Genomic DNA, 23,770 nt, shown 5'->3' with positions numbered 1-23,770 from the left:
CAATTAATTAAGAATAATTTATGCACCAAGTTATATGTAACCGCACCAAAGTGGTCAATGCGTGGTGCCTGCTGCTATTTTTACGTCGTTATTATTGTTCAAAGCTTGTGCAATCATCACTTTTAGCGCGTTAATAACAGTGTCTTCACACATGCTAGGTGCGCCATTGTGGTGCACAGCTTGGCTTGGTAAATAAGGAATATGCACAAAGCCACCTTTCATTACAGCGCAGTGATCACTTATGTAATGCATAAGGCCATACATAACGTGATTGCATACATACGTACCTGCCGTATTGGAAATGGCAGCAGGTATATTGCTGTTGTGCAGTGCTTGTAACATACGCTTTATTGGCAAGTTAGTGAAATAGGCATCAGGGCCATTTTTTTCTATTGGTGTATCGACAGGTTGCTTACCTGCATTGTCTTTAATGTGTGCATCATCAACGTTTATTGCAATACGCTCAATTGATATTTCGCTGCGCCCACCAGCTTGACCTATACATAAAACAACCGTCGGATTGTGCGACTCAATGGCGTTTATAAGCTGACTAATAGACGTATTAAACTCACAGGCAAGTTCTAGTGTACTTATTTTGTGTTTCATGATGATAGTTTCATCAAGTTTTTGCACTGCTTGCCAAGAAGGATTGATAGTTTCGCTACCAAAAGGCGCAAAGCCGGTTATTAATACACACGCCATAGAAGAAGTTGATTTAGTCATTACACACCAAGCTATACATTAAAATAATATTAACGGCGAGTAAGGTAACTGCCGTCTGAATTTGAACCTTTATTACATGGTACTTATCTTTTAAGTCTAAAAGAGCTGTAGGAATAATATTTAATTTGCTGTCATAGGCGTCATTAACGTACCGCAATTGCCGCTATACATGCCGAGCACAACTAATGGAGCAGGGCTTGTGCCATGACCTTCAATTAAAAATATACCTACACAATACAAAACAACCAGTATTAAACGATTATCAGGGCCAATAATTTAAGTCGAACATAGTTTTCCTATTTATTTTTAGAATATTTTTATAGGTTATTTTTAAGTGCAAGGCTCAATTGATGCAGGTGTCCGTCAAGTTTCTGCTTCGCCTTTGCTGCTTCTTCAAACGTTACATATTTAAACTCAACAGTATCTAAAGGTCTAAACTGTGCAAATTGACGTAAGTCGGCTTCAATAACAGTCCCTAGCAGAGGGTAGCCCCCTGTAGTTTGGCCATCATTTAGTAACACAATCGGCTCTCCACTTGGTGGTAATTGAATACTCCCAGGGCTCACCCCTAATGATGGCAAAGAGTGTGAATGGCCCAAATTATTTTTATGCTCAAGCCTTACACCCATTCGGTTACTATTATTGCTGACTTTAAAAGCGGTAGACACAAAGTTGCTAAGTAAAGTCTCGCCTAACAAATTAGCATGAGGACTTGGATGCAGGCGTATAAGCTTGCGCTGGGCGGGAGCAATTGCGCCTACCTTTATAAACTCTCCATAATAAGGAGTAATAGGTATTTCATCACCAGTGGTGAGAGATCTACCTTCAAAACCACCAAAGCATGCGTTTAAATCTGTAGATTTAGAACCCATAACCTCAGCATTTTGTATACCGCCTTTCACTGCTAAATAAGCTCTTAAGCCCGCTCTACCAGTAGCAAAACTTAGGATTTGTTTGTTTTTTACTGCGTATGTCCAACCAGGATAAATTGCATGTCCATCAAGGGTTGCTTGCAAATCTGCACCATGAAGCGCAATTACTGTGTCGCAGGTAAATTCCAGTTCGCACAAACCTACAGTTATTTCTAAAACGGCATCATTGTCGTTATTGTTAAGTAATCTATTAGCAATGATTTGTGCAATAGGGTCTAGGCTGCCCGCTTTGCTTACACCTAAATGGCGGTAGCCCTCACGGCCAAAATCTTGAATTGTAAGTAATACACCACTTTTAAGTACTTTAATCATGATTTGCTCCTTTATTAACGAGCGGAACAAATTCAAGCGTATCGCCTGGTTGAATTAAACAAGGTTGCTCAGAGGTCGAATCAAACAATGCAGTATCTGTATGACCTATTATATGCCAACCACCTGGGGTATCTGCGGGGTAAATGCCGGTTTGTGCAGCACCTATCGCAACAGAGCCTTTAGAAACCCTAGTACGTGGCTCATCACGTCTTGGTGTATGTAATTGCTCATTTAAGCCATGTAGGTAAGCAAAACCGGGCTGAAAGCCTAAAAATAAAACGTGGTACTTGGTTTTACTATGAATATTAATAACTTCATCGGCACTTAAATTATGATAGCGAGCCACGTAATTAATGTCCTCACCCTTGTATGAGGTTTTGATTAAGTGATGCTGCCCCTTAAAAGTACTCGTTTTAATCTCATTCCACAGCGGGGGTAGCACTTGTAACCACTTATTTAAGTGTTTATCTGATTTTAAATAAAGAGTGAGCGAGTTCATGGCGGGCACCAAATCGCTAAATTCATCAGTGCTTTTACAGTGGCTAGCTAAAGCCCAAATTTTCTTTTGAATAGAGAGTCTATCTGTAGCGTCTAAATGCGATGCATCAAACAGTAAACTACTGTTTGTTAATGCATAAATATGAGGAGCTGGCTTCATTAAATAAACCTATTTGTACAACATAATTTAAACGTAACACAGTTTTATTAATTTATTTACACCATTGCGACTAAGTGGTTATGTTTATTGCCCAACTTACTTTAAGAGTAGTTTTATATTCAATTAATCGTATTTAACTTATTGAAGACCAAAACTTAATACGCTTCGTACTAAATAAGTAATTAGGTTGAAATAAAAATTAGGATAAGGAGGTCTTAGTTAGCACTTGTTTAAGAGGTACTTTATGAAACACCAGCATTTATTATATTTATCAGGCGCTGCTATTATATTTAGCGCAGGCAGCTTTGCTTTATCTATGGAAAAAATTGAGCACAGTAATGTAGAAGCCACCATGCATGTAGAAACCATTGTACTTGGATCGGGGTGTTTTTGGGGAGCAGAAAAACGCTACGAAGCGCTTAATGGCGTTATTGATGCTGAATCGGGGTACGCTGACGGCAATGGCTTTAAAGCTACCTACAGAAACATTACTGATCAGTCTCGTCGTTTTGACGAGAACAATTATGCTGAAGTTGTACAAGTTATGTATAACAGCAATATAATTTCAGCAGAAGATCTCTTAAAAAACTATTTTGAAAGTCACGACCCTACACAAAAAAATCGCCAAGGTAACGACATTGGTACGCAATATCGCTCAATTGTATTAACGACCACTGATGCGCAAGCTAAAGTAGCTGAGCAAGTTAAATCGCAATATCAGCAGCTTTTAACTGATGCGAGCTATGGCAAAATTGAAACAGTTATTAAACCGCTTCAAGGTTTTGTATCGGCAGAAGAGTATCATCAAAATTATTTAGAAAAGAACCCTAATGGCTATTGCCCAGATCATTCTACCGGTGTTGTTTTTAATAAAACACCTGTAGAAAAAGTAGATAACACGGCTTTACTAGCAGGAAAGCAAATAGTGGTACTTGATTCACGTGAATACTGCCCATATTGTGAAAAGTTTAAAAAAGCAGTCGCAAATGATTACAAAGGAACAATACCAATGTCGTTTCGCCATGCTGACCAACTTGATGATTTAACTATTAAGTCAGCCACGTGGGCAACACCAACCATTTTGTTTTTAGAAAATGGCGTTGAGGTATATGGTCGTCAAGGTTACGCAACGCCCGAAGAGTTTTATAAAGCATTAGGCGCTTTTAAATTAGGTAACAGTGATGCTTATAAAGTTGCATTTGATGCACGAACAGATAGACCTTACTGTAAAGAGTACAAAGAGTTTAAAAACACACCTGACGGTACTTTTGTTGATAAATTAAGTGGCGAGCCACTATTTGATACAAGCGATAGGTTTAACTCAGGTACTGGTTGGTTATCCTTTACTCATCCTGTAAAAAACAACGTAACACAGCACGACGATAGCCGCTGGGGCGTGACACGCATTGAGCTTCGCTCTAAAAGTACAGGCATACACTTAGGGCATTTATTTCCAGGTGAAGGTCCAAGAGGTCGCGATCGTTACTGTATTAATGCAACAGTCCTTGATTTTGTACCGAGAGATAAAAGCTAAACCCTTTCTTTGCTAAGCCTGATTTTAATCAGGCTTTTTTTTGCATAAAACAAAATAGGCTTATCATAATCTTTGCAAATTTGTTAAAATTAAAGCGTGCAGCTAATTGTCAATAATATTACTTAGGTTATTAATGAATCAATTTAAAAAAATAGCAACGCAGTTAATATATTTGCCATTCGCTTTACTGCTTTTAATAAACAACGCTAAATCAGCGACTCATTACGTAGTAGGCGTAGAGAATATAGAATACCTTCCATACTACGATGGTAGTGGGGCTGATAACCGCGACTATTATGGTTTCAGTCAAAAGTTACTTACCTTGTTTGCCCAGCAGCATGACTTTGAGTTTGAGTTTTACACACTACCTATTAATCGACTTTACAAAGAATTTGTGGAACATCGCCATGTCGACTTTAAGTATCCAGATAACCCTAGCTGGAAATCAAGCTACAAAGCTTCATTTATTGATGTAAATAAAATTATTTATTCGCAGCCAACCGTTGTGACTAAAACGGGCATTGCGAGTTTAAATATAAATATCACTATTGATGAATGCATTAGTTTTGTAACGGTAAGAGGGTTTACGCCTCAAAGCTTTAAACCGTTAATGAATAATGAAAACGTTGAGTTAATAGAAACAGCTAACGTAATTGAATTAATAGAGATGCTTTTAAAAGAGCGAGTGGAGTGTATTTACATATCTAACGATGTATTAAACTATAATATTGTTAAATATTTCAAATTAACCCGACCCGTTTATTTTCAAAACGAATTGCCGACAGATTTACAAGCCTTTTTATTATCGTCGATTGACTATCCTGAGGTAGTTAAGCAATTTGATACATTTTTGCTTTCACATAAAGTGCAAATAAGTAAATTAAAAAAAGAGTATCAAATAAAAAATTAACTAAAAAAGCCCCGTAAGTTATAACTTACGGGGCTTTTTAAAATGTATTAATCTGTATATAGCTATATTATGTATGTGCTTAATAATAAAAACAGTCCAAGCCAAGTCACCACCTAACTTGAACCGCTTTTCACACTGACAACATCTTCACACACAATATAAAGATTCTGTTTTCTACGCTTTAGTAGCCTTGTAATGCATATCATGTGGTTTGAGCCAAGAATAAAAACAGTTCAAGCCAAGTCACCACCTAACTTGAACCGCTTTTCACACTGACAACATCTTCACACACAATATAAAGATTCGGTTTGCTACGCTTTAGTAGCTTTGTAATGCATATCATGTGGTTGAGCCAAGAATAAAAACAGTTCAAGCCAAGTCACCACCTAACTTGAACCGCTTTTTCACACTGACAACATCTTACACACACAATATAAGATTCTTTTCACTGCTAAGTTTGAGTTACTAAAACTCAAAAGGTTGCATTTATTGCTCTTAAAAAACAAATTAACTAAGTTGTTTTGAGCTGATGAAGTAACTTTAATATTTAACTTTATTTTCGACAAACGATAAAAATGAAACCAATGAGTGAAAAAAATTAAACTATAGACTTTAGTCTAATGCTCGGCGTTAAGTTTATGTATTTAAATAAAAAATATTATTAAAAATTGCAGAGAGGTTTAGACGAGTTCAGTAATAAAACACAGAGTGGGTTGTATTACTGAACTCGTCTAATAGGGGATTATTCTTGGATTTTTCTAAACGTATTTACAACCCACTTCGCAAATAAATCAAGCGGGTGATTAGGCGTGCTTGATTCGTGCTGCACTAAATAGTATTTATCTTTAGTTGTTAAAGGCTGCTCGAATAATTTGTACAGCCATTGCTCATCTAACCAGCTTTGACTAATAGGCAGTGGAATAAGCGCAATGCCCATGCCTTGCTGCGCTGCACGCGCTACACCAAACATGCTATCTATTTGAATAATCTGCGAAGGAGAAAAGTCATCAATACCCGCTTTTTCGGCCCACTGGTGCCATGCCCAAGGGCGAGCTTTGTGGAGGATGAGGGGAACTTGGTTAAGCGCTTGACGATGATCGTCCCTCCACTGATCGAGCAATTTTTTATTACATGCAGGAATATATTCAAGGTTAAACAACTCAGTCGCTAACCCTTCAGTAGGTTTACCAGAGGACAATACAATAGATAAATCGCTATGACGCGTTAATTCTTTGCGTGTTTTAAGCGTGTCCATTTGCAGGTTTATATTAGGGTGTTCTGACGTCCACTCACTTAATTTAGGCATGAGTAGTTCGCTGGCAAAAAATTCAGGCAGGGTAATCGTCAAATTTGTATTTTGCTGCATCTGACTAAACTCATTAATGGTGCTCTCTAACATTGTGATGATAGGAGACACAGCATCAAAAAAGTTTTTACCCGCTGTGGTTAAGCTAATTGAACGCGTTTTACGTTGAAAAAGCTCAATACCAAGTTGTTCTTCAAGTTGTTTTATTTGATGGCTTACCGCAGACGGCGTTAAGTACAGCTCATTAGCTGCATGCTTAAAACTTAGGCTTCTTGCGGCAAAGCAAAAAGAGCGAAGGCCACGAATAGGAGTTTGCATGTTTTCCAGAATTATTTAATTTATTGAGACGCCTTACTTAGGCAAAATTTGAACCAACTATTTAGTGTTTAAATATCAGTAGGTTAAAAATAAAGTTAACGCTAGTTCACAAAAAGGGTGCAGGCTATCCACTAAATAGTGCAAAGAATCTAAGCGCTTACATTTAATTTATATTTGTATTATAGATAAAATTTACTACAGATGTATGAATGACGGTAAAAATAATGACAAAAGATAAAAAAAATCCCTCGTAAGAGGGATTTTGGGTAACTCAGCGCCATTGGCACTGGGAATGAGGTCGGTACAGGGTAAAGCGTTATTTTAAGCTAAAGCCTAAAAAGCCATTTCTGGAACTTCACCGTCAACAAGTAATTTACCTGCTGTTTTACTAATGATTTCATCAACAGTAACGCCCGGAGCACGTTCTAATAGATGAAATGCGCCGTCTTTAACTTCTAATACGGCTAAATCTGTTACTATTTTTTTTACGCAATTAACGCCAGTAAGCGGTAAAGAGCAGGCCTCTAATAGTTTAGAGTCACCATGCTTACTTGCATGGGTCATAGTAACAATAATATTTTTCGCGCCAGCGACTAAATCCATCGCGCCACCCATGCCTTTAATCAGCTTTTTAGGGATCATCCACGATGCGATGTTGCCGTTCTGGTCAACTTCAAATGCACCCAGAACGGTTAAGTCTACATGACCACCCCGTATCATGGCAAAACTATCTGCACTATTAAATATGGCTGCACCTGTGGCTGCTGTCACGGTTTCTTTACCCGCGTTAATCATATCGGCGTCTAGCTCTGCTTTAGTCGGGTACGGGCCCATGCCTAAAAGGCCATTTTCGGACTGTAACATAACTTCAATATCATCTGGTACATAGTTTGCGACGAGTGTCGGAATTCCTATGCCCAAATTTACGTAGTAACCGTCTTGTAGTTCTTGTGCAACGCGCATTGCAACTTGTTCACGTGATAATGCCATAATTTTGCTCCTGCTTAATCTCGTGTTGTTACACGTTCAATGCGTTTTTCAAAGCTGCCTTTAATAACGCGATTTACAAAAATACCCGGGGTATGAATTTGGCTTGGTTCAAGCTCACCCGGCTCTACAATTTCTTCTACTTCGGCAACGGTAATTTTGCCCGCTGTTGCCGCCATTGGATTAAAGTTCATGGCGGTGTGTCTAAACACTAAATTACCAAAGCGGTCGGCTTTCCACGCTTTAACAATAGCAAATTCACCCGTTATAGATTCTTCTAAAATATACGGGCGACCATTAAACTCTTTTACATCTTTACCCTCAGCCACAGGAGTACCGTAACCGGTTGCGGTGTAAAACGCAGGTATACCCGCGCCACCAGCACGCATTTTTTCAGCTAGTGTACCTTGAGGCGTAAGCTCTACATCAATTTCGCCACTTAATAACTGCTGCTCGAATAGGGCATTTTCGCCAACGTACGAGGCAACTACTTTTTTAATTTGTTTGTCTTGTAATAAAATACCTAAACCAAAGTCATCAACACCACAGTTATTAGATACTACGGTTAAGTTTTTTGTTTGCATGTGCTTAATTTGTTTAATTAAGCCCTCAGGAATACCACATAAACCAAAACCACCGGCAATAATGGTATCGCCGTCTTTTAATCCTTCCATTGCAGCTTCGTAACTAGAAACTACCTTATCAAAACCGGCCATGAGTCTCTCCTCATTGTGTGCTATTTGTTGTTAATTATCTTTAATTATCATTTTATAAGATAGCCATTTAACCTGAACTCTGGTTAAGAGATTTACTAACATATTGAATTAGGTTGATATTTAAATTTATTTTCTCTAGCCAGAGATTTTCAGTGAAAACAAGGCGAATTTACGCGTCAATAGCTGGTCTATTGCAAGTAAATTCAACGCAGTTAGTGCTGAAAATAGCTGCTCGAGATAGATTTATTATCCAGAGCTCAGGTTATTTAGTGTGTAGTGCCACTGATACTTTGCTCACAGGTTGCTTACCAAGTACTTTGGTTATCTCCCAGCCAGCGTCACTTAACCTTTGTAAATCAATTGAGTGTTCAATGCCAAGCCCTTGCAGTAAGTAAACTACATCTTCGGTGGCAACATTTCCTGACGCCCCCTTTGCATAAGGACAGCCACCAAGGCCCGCAACTGCCGCGTCAACCGTTGCAATACCTAGGCTTAAAGCTGCGTAAATATTTGTGAGCGCTTGGCCGTATGTATCATGAAAATGCACGGCCAACTTGGCTTTATCAATGTGCGTTAAAAGTAACTCGATTAATTGCGTTACTTTTTTTGCGGTGCCAACACCTATGGTATCGCCAAGGCTTACTTCGTAACAGCCTAAATCTAATAGCTTTTGCGATACACTTAGTACTGCTTGCGGGTTAATTTCACCCTCATAAGGGCAACCTAGCACACAGCTTACATAACCACGTACACGAATATTATTAGCTTTAGCAAACGCCATTACTTCACTAAAACGTTCAATACTTTGCTCAATTGAGCAGTTGATATTTTTTTGACAAAACGACTCACTTGCAGCGGTAAATATAGCAAACTCTTTAATGCCAACAGCGTGCGCTGCTTGTGCACCTTTTAAGTTAGGTGTAAGGGCGCTTAAATTTACATTGGGTAAATCTAGCGCTGATATTACATCCGCTGAGTCTGCCATTTGTGGCACCCACTTAGGGGAGACAAACGCGCCCGCTTCAATATCTTTTAAACCTGCAGCACTTAGGGCGTTAATAAGCGCTACTTTATCGGCTGTGCTTACTGTTTTTTCGTTTTGTAGGCCGTCTCGCGCGCCAACTTCAACAATACGTACTTTATTTGGAAAGGCACTCATTATGCACCTTCCTCTGTTGTATCTTCGACAATAGCAAGCAGAGCACCATGCGTTACTAATTCGCCTTCACCAAAACAGTAGCTTTTTAAAATGCCGTCATGCGGTGCGTTTAGCGTGTATTCCATTTTCATGGCTTCGATAATAACAACCGCATCGCCTTTGGTAATTGTGCTACCAATGTCGATTAAGTGCTTAACTACTGTGCCATTAAGCGGCGCGGCAAGTGGCAAAGCTTCGCTTTCGTGCGAACTAATATAATGTTTATCAACTAGTTCAAGCTTAGTTTGCAGTGCTTTATTCATAACAGTGATAATATTGCCCGCAGTACTATTACCAACCGTAGTTACGTGCGCGCTATGTTTTTCACCGTTAATAAATACAGTGCACAGATTATTATTTAATGTGCCTTGTAGTTTAAATACATGCTCGTTATGCGTAATACTATAACCCGCTGCTGTTTTTATAGCGCTTAGCTGTAAATCGGCAAAAGGGACTTTAATTGCTTGTGGTGAATTGAGTGTAAATCCAGTTAGTTGTTGCCACGGGCTTGCACTGCTTTGCGCATTTTGGGTGTTAGTTAACGATTCTAAATACGCAAAAGCAGCAATAAGCTGGCTTGTTTGCAATAACGATTCGTCAACAGCAACTAACGAATCACCTTGCTCAGCAATAAAGTGTGTGCTTGGCGCACCCTGTTTAAAGGTAGGGTGGCTTGCTAAATTATGTAAAAAGCCAATGTTAGTGCTAAAACCCGCTAAATGAAATTGCTCAAGGGCTTGTTGTAAGCGGCTCAGTGCTTGTTCGCGATTGTCGTCGTGCACAATAAGTTTTGCAATCATTGGATCGTAAAACGGGCTGATTTCGTCGCCTTGTGCAATGCCTGTATCAATGCGTACAAATTCACTGTTAAGCGGTGTGTGTAGTGCTTCAATAGTGCCCGAGCACGGAATAAAGTCGTTGGCTGGATCTTCTGCGTATACACGTGCTTCAAAGCTATGACCCTGCAATTGAATATCACTTTGTGTCAGTGGCAATGTTTGCCCACCCGCAATATTAATTTGCCAATTGACTAAATCTACACCCGTTACCATTTCGGTCACAGGGTGTTCTACTTGAAGGCGCGTATTCATTTCCATAAAGAAAAATTCATCGCCACACAGTAAAAACTCAACCGTACCTGCGCCTCTATAATTTATAGCCAGTGCACAACGTACAGCCGCTTCGCCCATTTCTTTGCGTAGTTCGTCAGATAAACCCGGAGCAGGGGCTTCTTCAATTACTTTTTGATGACGACGTTGCAAAGAACAATCACGATCGCCTAAATAAACACAGTTACCGTAGTTATCTGCAAATACTTGCACTTCAACATGGCGAGGCTGGTTAACGTAGCGCTCAAGTAATACTAAATCGTTACCAAAACCGGCAATCGCTTCACGTTGCGCACCTTGTAGTGCGCTCATAAAGTCTTTTGCTTTTTGTACAATGCGCATGCCTTTACCACCGCCACCAAAGGCGGCTTTAATTAGTACAGGGTAGCCAATTTTTTCAGCTTCACTTTGTAAAAAAGCAGGGTCTTGTTTATCACCGTAATAACCAGGTACTAACGGTACATTAGCAGCTGCCATTATTTCTTTAGCGCGGGTTTTAGACCCCATTGCTTCAATACTGCTTGCTGGTGGCCCTATAAAAGCAATGTTATTAGCTTCGCAGGCTTTAGCAAATTCGCTGTTCTCAGATAAAAAACCATAGCCTGGGTGAATACAATCAGCGCCGCAGTCTTTAGCAACTTGTAAAATTTTGTCTGCCACCAAATACGAATCTTTACTTGGTGCGGCACCAATATGGTAAGCCTCGTCAGCCATTTTTACGTGCTGGGCATGTTTGTCTGCATCAGAATAAACTGCGACCGTGGTTAAGCCCATTTGTTTTGCGGTGCGTATTACTCGGCACGCAATTTCTCCACGATTGGCAATCAGTATTTTTTGTAATCGTTGTGTCTTCATAATCAATCCTACAGTTGCCAAGCGGGTGGGCGTTTATCAAAAAAAGCACTTAGCCCTTCTTGACCTTCTTCAGATACGCGAATTTTTGCAATACTTTCTGCGGTAAGCTCAATGAGTTCATCGGTAATTTCTTTATTTGCTACATCGTTAATTAATGCTTTTGCGGCTTTTACTGCAACAGGTCCGTTATCAATCAGTGTTTGCAGCATATTATCGAGCGCACAGTCTAAATTACCGGTTACTTGATGAATTAAACCAAGTTGCTTAGCAGTATGTGCATCAAACACTTCAGCCGTTAAAAAGTACCTGCGAGCAGCGCGTTCACCAATCGCTTTAATGACGTATGGGCTAATAACAGCCGGAATAAGACCCAGCTTTACTTCGCTTAAACAAAATTGCGCATCGTCTTTACTAAGGGCTATGTCGCAACAGGCAATTAAGCCCAGAGCACCACCAAAAGCAGCACCTTGCACAGCGCAAATTGTAGGGTGCGGGGAGCTTGCCAATACCTGCATTAATTTAGCTAATTGCATTGAATCAGCTAGGTTATCGGCGTAGTTGTTATCCGCCATCGATTTCATCCAAGCTAAATCAGCACCGGCTGAAAAGTGTTTACCTTCTGTTTTTAAAACCAAAGCACGAATATCAAGCGTATTTGCATGTTCAATACACTGAATAAGTTCGTGTATTACTTCACAGTTAAATGCATTTCTTTTTTCTGGGCGGCTTAACACAAGTACAGCCACATTAGATTTTGTTATTTGTAGTGTTACTGACATTTTGCGCTCCGGTTACATTCTAAATACGCCAAATTTCGAATCACGTTTTGGTGCGTTATTCGCAGACGTTAACGCAAGCCCTAATACATTACGCGTGTCGGCAGGGTCTATAATGCCGTCATCCCACAAGCGTGCACTTGCGTAATACGGGTGACCTTGCTCTTCGTATTGATCAATAATTGGCTTTTTAAAATCACTGATTTCTTGCTCGCTCATGTTTTGGCCTTTACGTGCTAAACCATCTTGTTTAACTTGCGCCATTACACCAGCAGCTTGTTCGCCGCCCATTACCGAAATACGGGCATTAGGCCACATCCACATCATGGTTGGTTCAAATGCGCGGCCACACATTCCGTAGTTACCTGCGCCGTAAGAGCCGCCAATAAGTACAGTGAATTTAGGCACATCAGCACACGAAACCGCCATCACCATTTTAGCGCCGTGCTTTGCAATGCCTTCGGCTTCGTATTTTTTACCCACCATAAAGCCGGTAATATTTTGTAAAAACACTAAAGGAATACTGCGCTGAGCACACAGCTGAATAAAGTGCGCGCCTTTTTGCGCCGACTCACTAAATAAAATACCGTTATTAGCTACTATGCCAACCGGATTGCCATAAATACTGGCAAAGCCGGTGACCAGCGTTTCACCAAAGTAACGTTTAAATTCATCAAATGATGAGTCGTCCACTGTGCGCGCTATTACTTCGCGTACATCAAACGGCTTTTTAAGGTCGGTGCCTACAATGCCGTAAAGCTCGTTTATATCGTAACGGGGTGGTTTTACATCATCTAGAAGAGGGGCAGTAGGGCGTGTGTAATTAATACGCTCAATACATTGGCGCGCAATAGAAAGCGCATGGGCGTCGTTTTCAGCGTAGTGATCGGCAACACCCGAAATTTTACAGTGCACATCGGCGCCGCCTAACTCTTCGGCGGTTACTTCTTCGCCTGTTGCTGCTTTTACAAGGGGCGGACCTGCTAAAAATATAGTGCCTTGATCTTTTACAATAATGCTTTCATCGGCCATTGCAGGTACGTACGCACCACCTGCGGTACATAATCCCATTACCACGGCAATTTGTGGAATGCCTTTGCCCGACATACGGGCTTGGTTATAAAAAATACGACCAAAATGCAACTTATCTGGAAATACATCATCTTGCTCTGGCAGATTTGCACCGCCCGAATCCACCAAATAAATACACGGTAAGTGGCAACGCTCGGCGATATCTTGTGCGCGTAAATGCTTTTTAACGGTAAGCGGAAAATATGTACCGCCTTTAACCGTGGCATCGTTTGCAATAATCATGCATTCAACGCCTTTAACACGGCCAATACCGGCTACAACGCCTGCACAAGGTATTGCTTGTTCGTACACACCAAAGGCAGCAAACTGTGAAATTTCTAAAAACGGTGAGCCTTCGTCAATTAATGTATTTATGCGGTCGCGTACAAATAATTTACCACGGCCTTCGTGGCGCTCCTTTAATGCAGCGCCTCCACCTTGGCAAATTGTGGCTACTTTACTGCGTAAATCATCCACCAGCGCTGACATATTTTTATGGTTTTGCACAAACGTTGGATCGTGAGGATTAACGCTCGATTTTAAAATAGTCATGGTTTAATCCTTAACGGCTTTCTGTGAAAAGTTCGCGGCCAATAAGCATGCGGCGTATTTCTGATGTACCTGCACCAATTTCATATAATTTAGCGTCACGAAGAAGGCGACCCGTTGCGTATTCGTTTATATAGCCATTGCCACCTAAAATTTGAATTGCATCTAGCGCCATTTTAGTTGCAAGCTCTGCTGCGTATAAAATTGCTCCGGCTGCATCTTTACGGGTCGTTTCACCACGGTCACACGCTTTAGCTACTGTATATACGTATGAGCGGGCAGCATTCATTTGTGTATACATGTCGGCTACTTTGCCCTGAATTAACTGAAATTGACCAATCGGGGTATCAAACTGTTTACGCTCATGAATGTACGGTACCACTATGTCCATACACGCTTGCATTATGCCAAGCGGGCCCGCTGCAAGTACTACGCGTTCGTAATCAAGGCCACTCATAAGAACTTTAACGCCTTCGTTTAAGTTACCTAAAATGTTTTCCTCGGGTACTTCGCAGTTTTCAAATACTAGCTCACAGGTATTTGAGCCGCGCATACCCAGTTTGTCGAGCTTTTGTGCTGTTGAAAAACCAGGAAAGTCACTTTCAACAATAAATGCGGTAATGCCTTTAGCGCCAGCGTTTAAATCTGTTTTAGCGTAAATAACGAGTGTGTGTGCGTCAGGACCATTAGTGATCCACATTTTATTGCCGTTTAAAATGTACTTATCGCCTTTTTTTTCGGCTTTGAGTTTCATCGATACAACGTCAGAGCCCGCATTAGGCTCACTCATTGCAAGGGCACCAATGTGCTCGCCACTAATAAGCTTAGGTAAGTATTTTTCTTTTTGAGCTTGTGTGCCGTTACGGTTAATTTGATTAACGCACAGGTTTGAATGTGCTCCATAGCTTAACCCTATAGAGGCACTGGCACGGCTAATTTCTTCCATAGCAATAACATGTTCTAAGTAACCTAAACCGGCGCCGCCAAGTTCTTCAGATACGGTCATACCTAGTACGCCCATTTCGCCCATTTGAGTCCAAAGTTGATTTGGAAAAGCGTTATCTAAGTCCGTTTTTTCAGCAAGCGGGGCAATCTCCTGACTCGCAAAACTGTTTACGTGGTCGCGGATCATATCGGCGGTTTCGCCAAGGCCAAAGTTCATTTCTTTATATAGTGAAATAGTGCTCATGATTCATTCCTGTGTGACGTGTGTGTTGTCAGTGTGTTTTTATTTTAAAAATAAACTTACTCGTCTATTTTATTAAGCGTGTCTCTGCAGCGGCGCTCGGCCGTCACCAACTCCATAAGAACAACTTTAATGTCGTCCATTTGTTGAGATAGATCTGCTTTTTTTTCTGATATAAGGTCAAGCATAGTAACCAACTGCTTAGCGCTTGATTTATCTGCGTCGTACAGTTCAAACAAACGTCCGGTTTCGGCCAATGTAAAGCCAAGGCGCTTACCACGTAATATTAGTTTTAAACGCACTTTATCGCGTTTTGAATAAATACGGGTTTGACCATTACGCTCTGGAGTTATTAACCCTTGGTCTTCGTAAAAGCGAATAGAGCGGGTTGTAATGTCAAATTCTTTAGCGAGTTCGCTAATGCTAAATGTTTGTTCATTACTGGCCGGCATTTTGGCTGAGCTTGCAAAGTTTGTTTGATTATCTGGTTTCATAATTGTATTTACCTCATTCGAATAACCCCAATATAAGTGAAGTTTACGTAAAGGTAAAGCTTGGTTTGATTTGAAACTATTTATAAAGGGATGTTTAAGCGAGGTTTTGATTTATGTTGTTAATATTCAATGGGTTATTTTTATTCCATCAGTGTGGTCTAACCGATGGAAAATAATCCTTACACTTATAAAACTAAAAATTAAGCTGTTTTTAGTTGACGTTGGCGTAAACGTTAGTATTGTGTGAGGGTATTAAATAATAAATGAATACTAAATTAATAGAGCAAATATACTAACAACTATTTGCAAATAAATACAATGGAGTTAGTTATGACTTTAGAATCAGTGGTAATTGTAGCAGCAAAACGCACCCCAATGGGTGGTTTTATGGGAGCGTTAAGTGATGCGCAGTCTACCGAGCTTGGCGCTACCGCCATTGCCAGCGCACTTGCACAAACTGGTTTAGCTAATAACGCTATAGATGAAGTAATTATGGGCTGCGTATTACCAGCGGGCCTTGGGCAAGCGCCTGCACGCCAAGCAATGTTAAAAGCAGGGCTTGCACTTAGCACTGGCGCTACAACAATTAATAAAGTGTGCGGATCTGGTTTAAAAGCAGCCATGCTTGCAAACGATTTAATTAAAGCCGGCTCTATTCAATCTGCTATTGCTGGTGGCATGGAAAGCATGACAAACGCACCGTACTTTATTCCAAAAGCGCGTGGCGGAATGCGTATGGGTCACGGCGAAATAAAAGATCACATGATGAGCGACGGCCTTGAAGATGCCTACGACAACAAAGCTATGGGTTGTTTTGCACAAGACACCGCCGACGAATACGGCATTGGCCGCGAGCAAATGGATACGTTTGCATTAGGCTCATTAAGTAAAGCTAAAGCCGCGATACAAAACGGTAGCTTTGATAACGAAGTTGCACCCCATACAATGCAAACACGCAAAGGCGATGTAACAGTATCGATTGATGAGCAACCAGGCAACGCCCGCCCAGAAAAAATTCCTACCTTACGTGCTGCTTTTAAAAAAGACGGGACCATTACAGCGGCTAATTCATCGTCAATTTCAGACGGTGGCGCAGCGCTTATATTAATGAGCGAATCAAAAGCAAAAGAGCAGGGCTTAACACCGCTTTGTAAAATTGTAGCGCACAGCACGCATTCTCAAAAACCAAGTGAATTTACAGTAGCGCCAGTAGGGGCTATGAACAGCGTGCTTGAAAAAGCAGGCTGGGCTGTAAGCGATGTTGACCTTTGGGAAATTAACGAAGCATTTGCCATGGTAACCATGCTGGCTATTAACGAGTTAAAACTTGATGAAAGCAAAGTAAACGTCAATGGCGGTGCATGTGCACTTGGCCACCCAATTGGTGCAAGCGGCGCGCGTATTTTAGTAACGCTAATTCATGCCCTTAAAAACCGAGGCCTTAAAAAAGGCATTGCGTCTTTATGTATTGGTGGCGGTGAAGCGGTTGCTATGGCCGTAGAAGCGTATTAACTAGGTATTTAATAGTTATAAGAAAGCTGTACGAATAACTATAAAAGCGCTGCACTAATAATACTAACAAAGCGGCGCTACCAATTTTAAAAGAGAACACACAACTCACACACTAGGATTTAATCATGCACCAAGTACCACTACTTATTAATGGCGAATTTATTCAATCAGCATCAAAAGAGCTTATCGATGTTATAAACCCAGCAACTCAAGAAGTACTTGCACAAGTGCCATGTACCACAGAATCAGAAATGGACGCGGCAATTGCCTCAGCTTCTGAGACGTTTAAAACATGGAAAGACGTACCTATTACTGAACGTGCTCGCATTATGATGAAGTACGCTGCGCTATTAAAGGAACACCACGATGAGCTTGCTACCATTATTTGCCACGAATTGGGTAAAACATTTGAAGATGCAAAAGGCGATGTTTGGCGTGGTATTGAAGTAGTAGAACAAGCCGCTAACGCACCATCATTAATGATGGGTGAAACAATGGAAAACGTAGCGCGTAAAATCGATACGTATTCTTACATGCAGCCACTTGGCGTGTGTGCGGGCGTTACCCCGTTTAACTTTCCGGCAATGATCCCACTTTGGATGTTCCCGCTGGCTATTGTGTGTGGTAACACCTTTATTTTAAAACCGTCAGAGCAAGATCCACTTACACCAATGCGTTTAGCAGAGCTATTTATTGAAGCCGGTGCACCAAAAGGCGTATTACAAGTTGTTCACGGTACAAAACCACAAGTAGACCGCTTACTAGAAGATAAAACAGTACGCGCTATTTCGTTTGTTGGCTCGTGTGGTGTAGGTGCTTATATTTATTCTAAAGGCACGCAAAACCTTAAGCGCGTGCAAGCCTGTGTTGGCGCTAAAAACCACATGGTTATTATGCCAGATGCAAGTAAATCTCACGTTGTAAACAACCTAGTAGGTGCATCAGTCGGTGCTGCTGGCCAGCGTTGTATGGGTATTTCGGTTGCTGTGTTTGTAGGCCAAGCAAGTCAGTGGGTAGATGAAATAAAAGCAGGCTTTGAAAATGTACGCCCAGGCTTGTGGGATGATGCAAACGCGGCATACGGTCCACAAACATCAAAAGCAGCAAAGGCACGTATTTTATCACTCATTGCTGGTGGTAAAGAGCAAGGCGCTACCTGTTTAATTGATGGCTCTGACTTTACGGTTGAAGGGTATGAGCAAGGTAACTGGGTTGGCCCAACGTTATTTACCGATGTAACCAAAGAGATGGATTTATACAAAGAAGAAATATTCGGTCCAGTACTGGCGTGTATGTTTGTAAACACGCTTGATGAAGCAATCGCCCTTATTAACGATAGCCCTTACGGTAACGGCACCTCGTTATTTACCTCAAGCGGCGCAGTGGCTCGTAAATTCCAACACGAAATTGAAGTAGGCCAAGTAGGTATTAATGTGCCAATTCCGGTGCCACTTCCGTTCTTTTCGTTCACTGGTTGGAAAGGCTCGTTTTACGGCGATACGCACACGTACGGTAAACAAGGTATTCGCTTTTACACAGAAACTAAAACGATTACATCACGTTGGTTTGAAGACGATATTGCTTCGGGTCCAAACATGAGTATTAACTTAAAATAATCGTAATTAAAAAATGAGTAAATAAAAGAATAATTAATAAAAAAGATGGGCGCGAAGGCTACTTCACACACAACACACACATAAGCCTTCGCCGCTCGTCACAAACTACTCCCGTGACGGGAAACACTAACAACACAACTAACACAATTAAAGAGGTCTAACATGGACTTTAACTTATCTGAAGATCAACAAGCCTTTGCTCAAACAGCACGCCAATTTGCCGAGTCAGAACTTGCGCCCCATGCAGCAAAATGGGATCGCGAACATATTTTTCCAAAAGATACGATTAAAGCAGCGGGCGAGCTTGGTTTTTGTGGTTTATACACGCCAGAGGAAGCCGGCGGCCTTGGTTTATCTCGTTTAGATTCGAGCATTATTTTTGAACAACTTGCTATGGGCTGTACCGCAACAACGGCCATGTTGACCATTCATAATATGGCCACCTGGATGGTAGCAAGTTTTGGTACCGATGCCGTTAAAGACAAATACGTAGAGCAATTAGTAATGGGCGAGCTACTTGCCTCTTACTGTTTAACAGAGCCAGGCTCGGGCTCAGATGCCGCATCACTTAAAACAAAAGCCGTGCTTGAGGGCGATGAGTACGTTATTAACGGCTCAAAAATGTTTATATCGGGCGCGGGCGAAACCGAAGTATTAGTGGTAATGGCACGTACAGGCGGCGAAGGCGCTGCGGGTATTTCGGCATTTGTAGTGCCTGCCGACGCAAAAGGCGTTGAATATGGCAAAGCTGAAGAAAAAATGGGTTGGAACGCACAACCTACACGCTTAATTAGCTTTGAAGATGTGCGCATTCCTGCGCATAACTTGTTAGGCGCAGAGGGAGAAGGCTTTAAATTTGCGATGCAAGGCCTTGATGGCGGTCGAATTAACATTGCCACATGTTCAATTGGTACAGCGCAAGCGGCGCTTAATACCGCCCGTGAATATTTAAAAGAACGCACGCAATTTGGTAAACCATTGGCTGCGTTTCAGGCTTTGCAATTTAAAATTGCCGATATGAACACCGAGCTTGTAGCTGCGCGCCAAATGGTAAGGCTTGCTGCATTTAAACTTGATAATAACGACGTTGAAAAAACAACTTACTGCGCCATGGCTAAACGTTTTGCTACCGATGTTGGCTTTACCGTATGTAACGACGCACTGCAAATTCATGGTGGTTACGGTTACATAAAAGAATACCCGCTTGAGCGCCATGTACGTGATGTACGCGTTCATCAAATTTTAGAAGGCACTAACGAAATTATGCGTGTGATTATAGCGCGCCGTATTTTGGCTGAGTCTGCAAGCGACGTTTTATAAGGAGCAATGTATGTCAGAATCTAAATCTAATCCGAGTATTGAACTTACAACCGAAGGTCATGTTGCTATTTTAACGATGTCTAACCCGCCAGCAAACACCTGGACAAAAGACACCTTAGTTGACTTAAAAAATACCGTTAACGAGCTAAACAATAATAAAAATATTTATGCCTTAGTACTTACTGGCGAAGGCGAGAAGTTTTTTAGCGCCGGTGCCGATTTAAACGTATTTGCAGGTGGCGATAAAGGTATAGCTGCTGATATGTCGTGTGTATTTGGTGAAGCGTTTGAAGCGCTTACTAATTTTAGAGGCGTGTCGGTTGCAGCCATTAATGGTTATGCAATGGGTGGCGGGCTAGAAGTTGCGCTTGCGTGCGATATACGTATAGCTGAAGAGCAAGCACAAATGGCATTGCCTGAAGCTAAAGTTGGCTTATTACCCTGTGCGGGTGGCACACAAAATTTAGCATGGCTTGTAGGCGAAGGCTGGGCAAAACGGATGATTTTATGCGGCGAGCGTTTAAAAGCTGATAAAGCCTTGCAAATTGGCTTAGTAGAGGAAGTAGTACCACAAGGTGAAAGCTTTGCGGCAGCACTAAAACTTGCCAACCAAGTGGCCGATCAAAGCCCCACCTCAGTTGCAGCATGTAAAACATTGATTCAAAAAGGGCGCCAACAACCAATGGCAAGTGTATTACCTCTTGAGCGCGAGTTATTTATTGGTTTATTTGATACCGAAGATCAACAAGAAGGCGTAAATGCCTTTTTAGAAAAACGCCGCGCTAACTGGGTAAACGGCTAATGAGTGCTTTAACATTATTAAATAGCGCTGATGAACCCGTGGTATTTGAAACCGCAACCGCAGAAAACGGCAGTTTAATTGGGCTTATTACACTCAATGCGCCAAAAGCGTTAAATGCACTTAATTTTGAGATGATCAAATTACTTGAACCACAATTGCGAGCTTGGCAAGACGATGATGCTATTGCAATGGTGTTGTTAAAAGGCGCAGGCGATAAAGCATTTTGTGCAGGTGGCGATGTTGTAAGCCTTCATCATGCAATGGCGCAAGGTAAACCAACAAGCTTAGTTGAAGAGTTTTTTACGCTAGAGTACAAGCTTGATTACCTTATTCATACCTTTGATAAACCTATCCTCGTTTGGGGTAACGGCATAGTGATGGGCGGCGGTTTAGGGCTAATGGCCGGTGCTAGCCACCGCGTTGTAACCGAAACATCTCGCATTGCCATGCCAGAGCAAACCATAGGTTTATACCCAGATGTAGGCGGGAGTTACTTTTTACATAAAATGCCACAAAACGTCGGGTTATTTTTAGGGCTAACGTCAGCATCAATTAACTGCGACGACGCGCGTTTTGTATCGCTTGCCGATCACTTCATCGACAGCACTAAATATGATTCCATGCTTGCACAAATTTTAACTGCAAAGTGGGGGAAAACCGCAAGCTTAAATCATGAGCGTTTAACTAAGTTATTAACCGATTTAGACAACCAATCTGCGCGTATGCCAAAAGGCAATGTAAAAGCTAATCTCAAAACGATTCAAAAGCTGGGTGAGTTTACAACTTTGCAGGAGCAGGTAGATTATATTTTAGGGCTAACCACTGACGATAAGTGGCTACAACGCGCTCAAAAATCACTTAAACATGGCTGCCCACTAAGCTGTGCACTCGTTAGTGAGCAATTAAAAACAAGCAAAGGCAAAAGCTTATTAGCGTGTTTTAAAATGGAGCTGGGTATGTCGGTGCGCGCTGGCGAAGTAGGTGAATTTCAAGAAGGTGTAAGAGCGTTATTAATAGATAAAGACGGCGCGCCTAATTGGCAGTACAAAACTCTTAGTGATGTACCACAAACAATAATCGACAGCTTTTTTGCTAATCGCTTTGGCGAAAACCACCCACTCAATGGCTTAGACACACCAACACACAAATAAAGGAAAGACGATGACTAAACTCAATATTGGCTTTATCGGCTTAGGCAATATGGGCGGCCCAATGGCGGCTAACTTAATTAAAGCTGGACATACTGTGAGTGTGTTCGATTTAAACCAGTCGGTCGTAAATGAACTTGCAAGCAAAGGCGCAAAAGCAGCAGTTGATGCAAAGCAGTGCGCAACCAATGCTGACGTACTTATTAGTATGTTACCTGCAGGCAAGCATGTTAAATCGCTGTATTTAGGTAATAACGACGACAGCGGTTTAATTAATGTGCTGAGCAAAAATACATTAGTAATTGATTGCTCAACAATAGATGCAGAATCAGCACGCACTGTAGGCAGTGCACTTGGCAAACAAGGCATAAGCTTTGTAGATGCACCGGTATCGGGCGGCGTTGCAGGCGCAACCGCAGGCACACTTACTTTTATTGTAGGCGGCGAAAAAGCCGCGTTCGATAAAGCAAATACAGTGCTGAGTGATATGGGTAAAAACATATTTCATGCAGGCGATATTGGCGCAGGACAAGTAGCAAAAATATGTAATAACATGCTACTCAGTATTTTAATGGCAGGCACCAGCGAAGCACTGCAAATGGGTATAAATAATGGCCTCGATCCTAAAGTACTTAGCGACATCATGACCGCAAGTTCTGGCCGTAACTGGACGCTTGAACTTTACAACCCTTGCCCAGGTGTAATGGATACAGCCCCTGCTAGTAACGATTACAAACCTGGCTTTATGGTGGATTTAATGGCTAAAGATTTAGGCCTTGCCATGGAAGCCGCTCAGCAAAGTAATTCATCAACCCCTATGGGTTCAATGGCTAAAAATTTATACACTATGCTACAGCACCAAGGTGCGGGTAGTGATGACTTTAGTGCCATTTTTAAACTGTTTTCTAAGTAGGAGCAACGCGTGGAAATTAAAAATAACACGGTAGTAATAACCGGTGGCGCGCAAGGTTTAGGCTTTGCAATGGCGCAAAAGTTTGCACTTATGGGTGCTAACATTGCTTTAATAGATATGGCACAAGACTTATTAAACAACGCATGCGAGCAATTGACACAGCTTGAAGGTGTAACCAGCAATATTAAAGGTTATGCCGCAAACGTAACAAATGAGAGCGAAGTAGAAAACGTATTTAATACCATTAACAGCGATTTTGGCCACATCGGTGTGCTTATAAACAACGCCGGTATTTTACGCGACGGCATGTTTATAAAGGCTAAAGACGGCAAGGTGGTAAAAAAAATGTCTCTTGAGCAATTTCAATCAGTTATTGATGTAAACCTGACCGGTGTGTTTTTAGCAGGGCGGGAAGCTGCAAGCCACATGATTGAATCAGGCAAAGGCGGCGTTATAGTTAATATGTCGAGCGTAGCGCGTGCAGGTAACATAGGCCAAACAAATTACGCAGCATCAAAAGCAGGCGTAGTGGCACTTACCACCACATGGGCTAAAGAACTTGGCCGATTTGGTATACGTGTAGGCGCTATTGCACCAGGTGTAATAAGTACCGCCATGACAGACGCCATGAAGCCCGAAGCCAAACAACGTATGCTCGCAGTAACGCCAGTAGGGCGCTTGGGTGAAAGCGACGAAATTGCGCATACTGCACAATACATAATCGAAAACGACTTTTTTACCGGCCGCGTTGTTGAAATAGACGGCGGCATTCGTTTGTAAAACAAGCGGGGTTAAGGTTGATTTAAAAAGCATGGCGCTTGCGGG

Annotated in this window: 21 protein-coding genes and 1 pseudogene; 9 read left to right on the top strand and 13 right to left on the bottom strand. The window is 41.6% G+C overall.

Features of this window, described 5'->3' with window-relative positions:
- Nucleotides 1–54: 54 nt before the first annotated feature.
- The 4 genes and pseudogenes from pcp to pxpB form a co-directional block, all read right to left on the bottom strand.
- Nucleotides 55–723, bottom strand: a complete 669-nt coding sequence (gene pcp / locus I6F10_RS07445; RefSeq protein ID WP_165744327.1) for a pyroglutamyl-peptidase I — start codon at nucleotides 721–723, stop codon at nucleotides 55–57.
- Nucleotides 716–996 (bottom strand): annotated as a pseudogene (locus I6F10_RS07440) (5-oxoproline transporter, DUF979 family subunit); the annotation flags it as partial. The gene pcp and the pseudogene I6F10_RS07440, both read right to left, overlap by 8 nt.
- A 44-nt stretch (nucleotides 997–1,040) precedes the next feature.
- On the bottom strand, nucleotides 1,041–1,967 hold the full coding sequence (locus tag I6F10_RS07435; RefSeq protein ID WP_197098677.1) for a biotin-dependent carboxyltransferase family protein: 927 nt from the start codon (nucleotides 1,965–1,967) through the stop codon (nucleotides 1,041–1,043).
- Entirely contained in the window at nucleotides 1,960–2,625 is a 666-nt protein-coding gene (gene pxpB, locus I6F10_RS07430; protein ID WP_165744329.1) for a 5-oxoprolinase subunit PxpB, read from the bottom strand. The genes I6F10_RS07435 and pxpB overlap by 8 nt, the downstream gene beginning before the upstream one ends.
- A 244-nt stretch (nucleotides 2,626–2,869) precedes the next feature.
- On the opposite strand from pxpB, the gene msrA reads away from it, so the two are divergent.
- Entirely contained in the window at nucleotides 2,870–4,159 is a 1,290-nt protein-coding gene (gene msrA, locus I6F10_RS07425; RefSeq protein ID WP_165744330.1) for a peptide-methionine (S)-S-oxide reductase MsrA, read from the top strand.
- Nucleotides 4,160–4,292: 133 nt separating this feature from the next.
- Nucleotides 4,293–5,069: an amino acid ABC transporter substrate-binding protein gene (locus I6F10_RS07420; RefSeq protein ID WP_165744331.1), complete on the top strand. Its 777-nt coding sequence runs from the start codon at nucleotides 4,293–4,295 to the stop codon at nucleotides 5,067–5,069.
- A gap of 742 nt (nucleotides 5,070–5,811) precedes the next feature.
- Here the strand turns inward: I6F10_RS07420 and I6F10_RS07415 are convergent.
- The 9 genes from I6F10_RS07415 to I6F10_RS07375 all read right to left on the bottom strand — a co-directional run bounded on the left by I6F10_RS07415 (nucleotide 5,812) and on the right by I6F10_RS07375 (nucleotide 15,634).
- Entirely contained in the window at nucleotides 5,812–6,693 is an 882-nt protein-coding gene (locus tag I6F10_RS07415; protein ID WP_002961883.1) for a LysR family transcriptional regulator, read from the bottom strand.
- A gap of 333 nt (nucleotides 6,694–7,026) precedes the next feature.
- Complete coding sequence (locus I6F10_RS07410; RefSeq protein WP_165744332.1) at nucleotides 7,027–7,683, bottom strand: CoA transferase subunit B; 657 nt, start codon at nucleotides 7,681–7,683, stop codon at nucleotides 7,027–7,029.
- Between the two features lie 14 nt (nucleotides 7,684–7,697).
- Complete coding sequence (locus tag I6F10_RS07405; protein ID WP_008135270.1) at nucleotides 7,698–8,396, bottom strand: CoA transferase subunit A; 699 nt, start codon at nucleotides 8,394–8,396, stop codon at nucleotides 7,698–7,700.
- A 262-nt stretch (nucleotides 8,397–8,658) separates the two neighbouring features.
- A complete protein-coding gene (locus I6F10_RS07400) occupies nucleotides 8,659–9,555 on the bottom strand; it encodes a hydroxymethylglutaryl-CoA lyase (RefSeq protein ID WP_165744333.1) in 897 nt (298 codons plus the stop codon).
- Nucleotides 9,555–11,558 carry an acetyl/propionyl/methylcrotonyl-CoA carboxylase subunit alpha gene (locus tag I6F10_RS07395; protein ID WP_165744334.1) on the bottom strand — a complete coding sequence of 668 codons (2,004 nt, stop codon included), beginning with the start codon at nucleotides 11,556–11,558 and terminating at the stop codon, nucleotides 9,555–9,557. Before I6F10_RS07395 ends, I6F10_RS07400 begins: the two co-directional genes overlap by 1 nt.
- A gap of 8 nt (nucleotides 11,559–11,566) precedes the next feature.
- Nucleotides 11,567–12,337 (bottom strand): enoyl-CoA hydratase/isomerase family protein, encoded by a 771-nt coding sequence (locus I6F10_RS07390; protein WP_165744335.1) that lies wholly within the window; start codon nucleotides 12,335–12,337, stop codon nucleotides 11,567–11,569.
- A gap of 12 nt (nucleotides 12,338–12,349) precedes the next feature.
- Nucleotides 12,350–13,957, bottom strand: a complete 1,608-nt coding sequence (locus I6F10_RS07385) for a carboxyl transferase domain-containing protein (protein ID WP_165744336.1) — start codon at nucleotides 13,955–13,957, stop codon at nucleotides 12,350–12,352.
- Nucleotides 13,958–13,967: 10 nt separating this feature from the next.
- The gene (locus tag I6F10_RS07380) at nucleotides 13,968–15,143 is read right to left on the bottom strand and encodes an isovaleryl-CoA dehydrogenase (protein ID WP_182703249.1); all 1,176 of its coding nucleotides are present in this window, start codon (nucleotides 15,141–15,143) and stop codon (nucleotides 13,968–13,970) included.
- Nucleotides 15,144–15,199: 56 nt separating this feature from the next.
- Nucleotides 15,200–15,634 carry a MerR family transcriptional regulator gene (locus I6F10_RS07375; protein WP_008135264.1) on the bottom strand — a complete coding sequence of 145 codons (435 nt, stop codon included), beginning with the start codon at nucleotides 15,632–15,634 and terminating at the stop codon, nucleotides 15,200–15,202.
- A gap of 330 nt (nucleotides 15,635–15,964) precedes the next feature.
- Between I6F10_RS07375 and I6F10_RS07370 the strand changes: the two genes are divergently transcribed.
- The 7 genes from I6F10_RS07370 to I6F10_RS07340 all read left to right on the top strand — a co-directional run bounded on the left by I6F10_RS07370 (nucleotide 15,965) and on the right by I6F10_RS07340 (nucleotide 23,725).
- Nucleotides 15,965–17,146, top strand: coding sequence for a thiolase family protein (locus I6F10_RS07370; RefSeq protein ID WP_197098676.1), 1,182 nt, complete (start codon nucleotides 15,965–15,967; stop codon nucleotides 17,144–17,146).
- A 125-nt stretch (nucleotides 17,147–17,271) separates the two neighbouring features.
- Nucleotides 17,272–18,762 carry a CoA-acylating methylmalonate-semialdehyde dehydrogenase gene (locus I6F10_RS07365; RefSeq protein WP_197098675.1) on the top strand — a complete coding sequence of 497 codons (1,491 nt, stop codon included), beginning with the start codon at nucleotides 17,272–17,274 and terminating at the stop codon, nucleotides 18,760–18,762.
- Nucleotides 18,763–18,924: 162 nt separating this feature from the next.
- Nucleotides 18,925–20,082, top strand: a complete 1,158-nt coding sequence (locus I6F10_RS07360) for an acyl-CoA dehydrogenase family protein (RefSeq protein ID WP_002961869.1) — start codon at nucleotides 18,925–18,927, stop codon at nucleotides 20,080–20,082.
- A gap of 10 nt (nucleotides 20,083–20,092) precedes the next feature.
- Nucleotides 20,093–20,884: an enoyl-CoA hydratase gene (locus tag I6F10_RS07355; protein ID WP_197098674.1), complete on the top strand. Its 792-nt coding sequence runs from the start codon at nucleotides 20,093–20,095 to the stop codon at nucleotides 20,882–20,884.
- A complete protein-coding gene (locus I6F10_RS07350; RefSeq protein ID WP_197098673.1) occupies nucleotides 20,884–22,035 on the top strand; it encodes an enoyl-CoA hydratase/isomerase family protein in 1,152 nt (383 codons plus the stop codon). Before I6F10_RS07355 ends, I6F10_RS07350 begins: the two co-directional genes overlap by 1 nt.
- Before the next feature lie 10 nt (nucleotides 22,036–22,045).
- Entirely contained in the window at nucleotides 22,046–22,945 is a 900-nt protein-coding gene (gene mmsB, locus I6F10_RS07345; RefSeq protein WP_002961865.1) for a 3-hydroxyisobutyrate dehydrogenase, read from the top strand.
- 9 nt (nucleotides 22,946–22,954) lie between these two features.
- A complete protein-coding gene (locus tag I6F10_RS07340; RefSeq protein ID WP_149592399.1) occupies nucleotides 22,955–23,725 on the top strand; it encodes an SDR family oxidoreductase in 771 nt (256 codons plus the stop codon).
- The last annotated feature ends 45 nt before the right edge of the window (nucleotides 23,726–23,770 follow it).

It is taken from the genome of Pseudoalteromonas sp. SWYJZ98 (assembly GCF_015864495.1).
Taxonomy (GTDB): Bacteria; Pseudomonadota; Gammaproteobacteria; order Enterobacterales; family Alteromonadaceae; genus Pseudoalteromonas; species Pseudoalteromonas distincta.
Note: the sequence above shows the minus strand (reverse complement) of the source record. Positions and strands in the feature narration are given on the sequence as shown.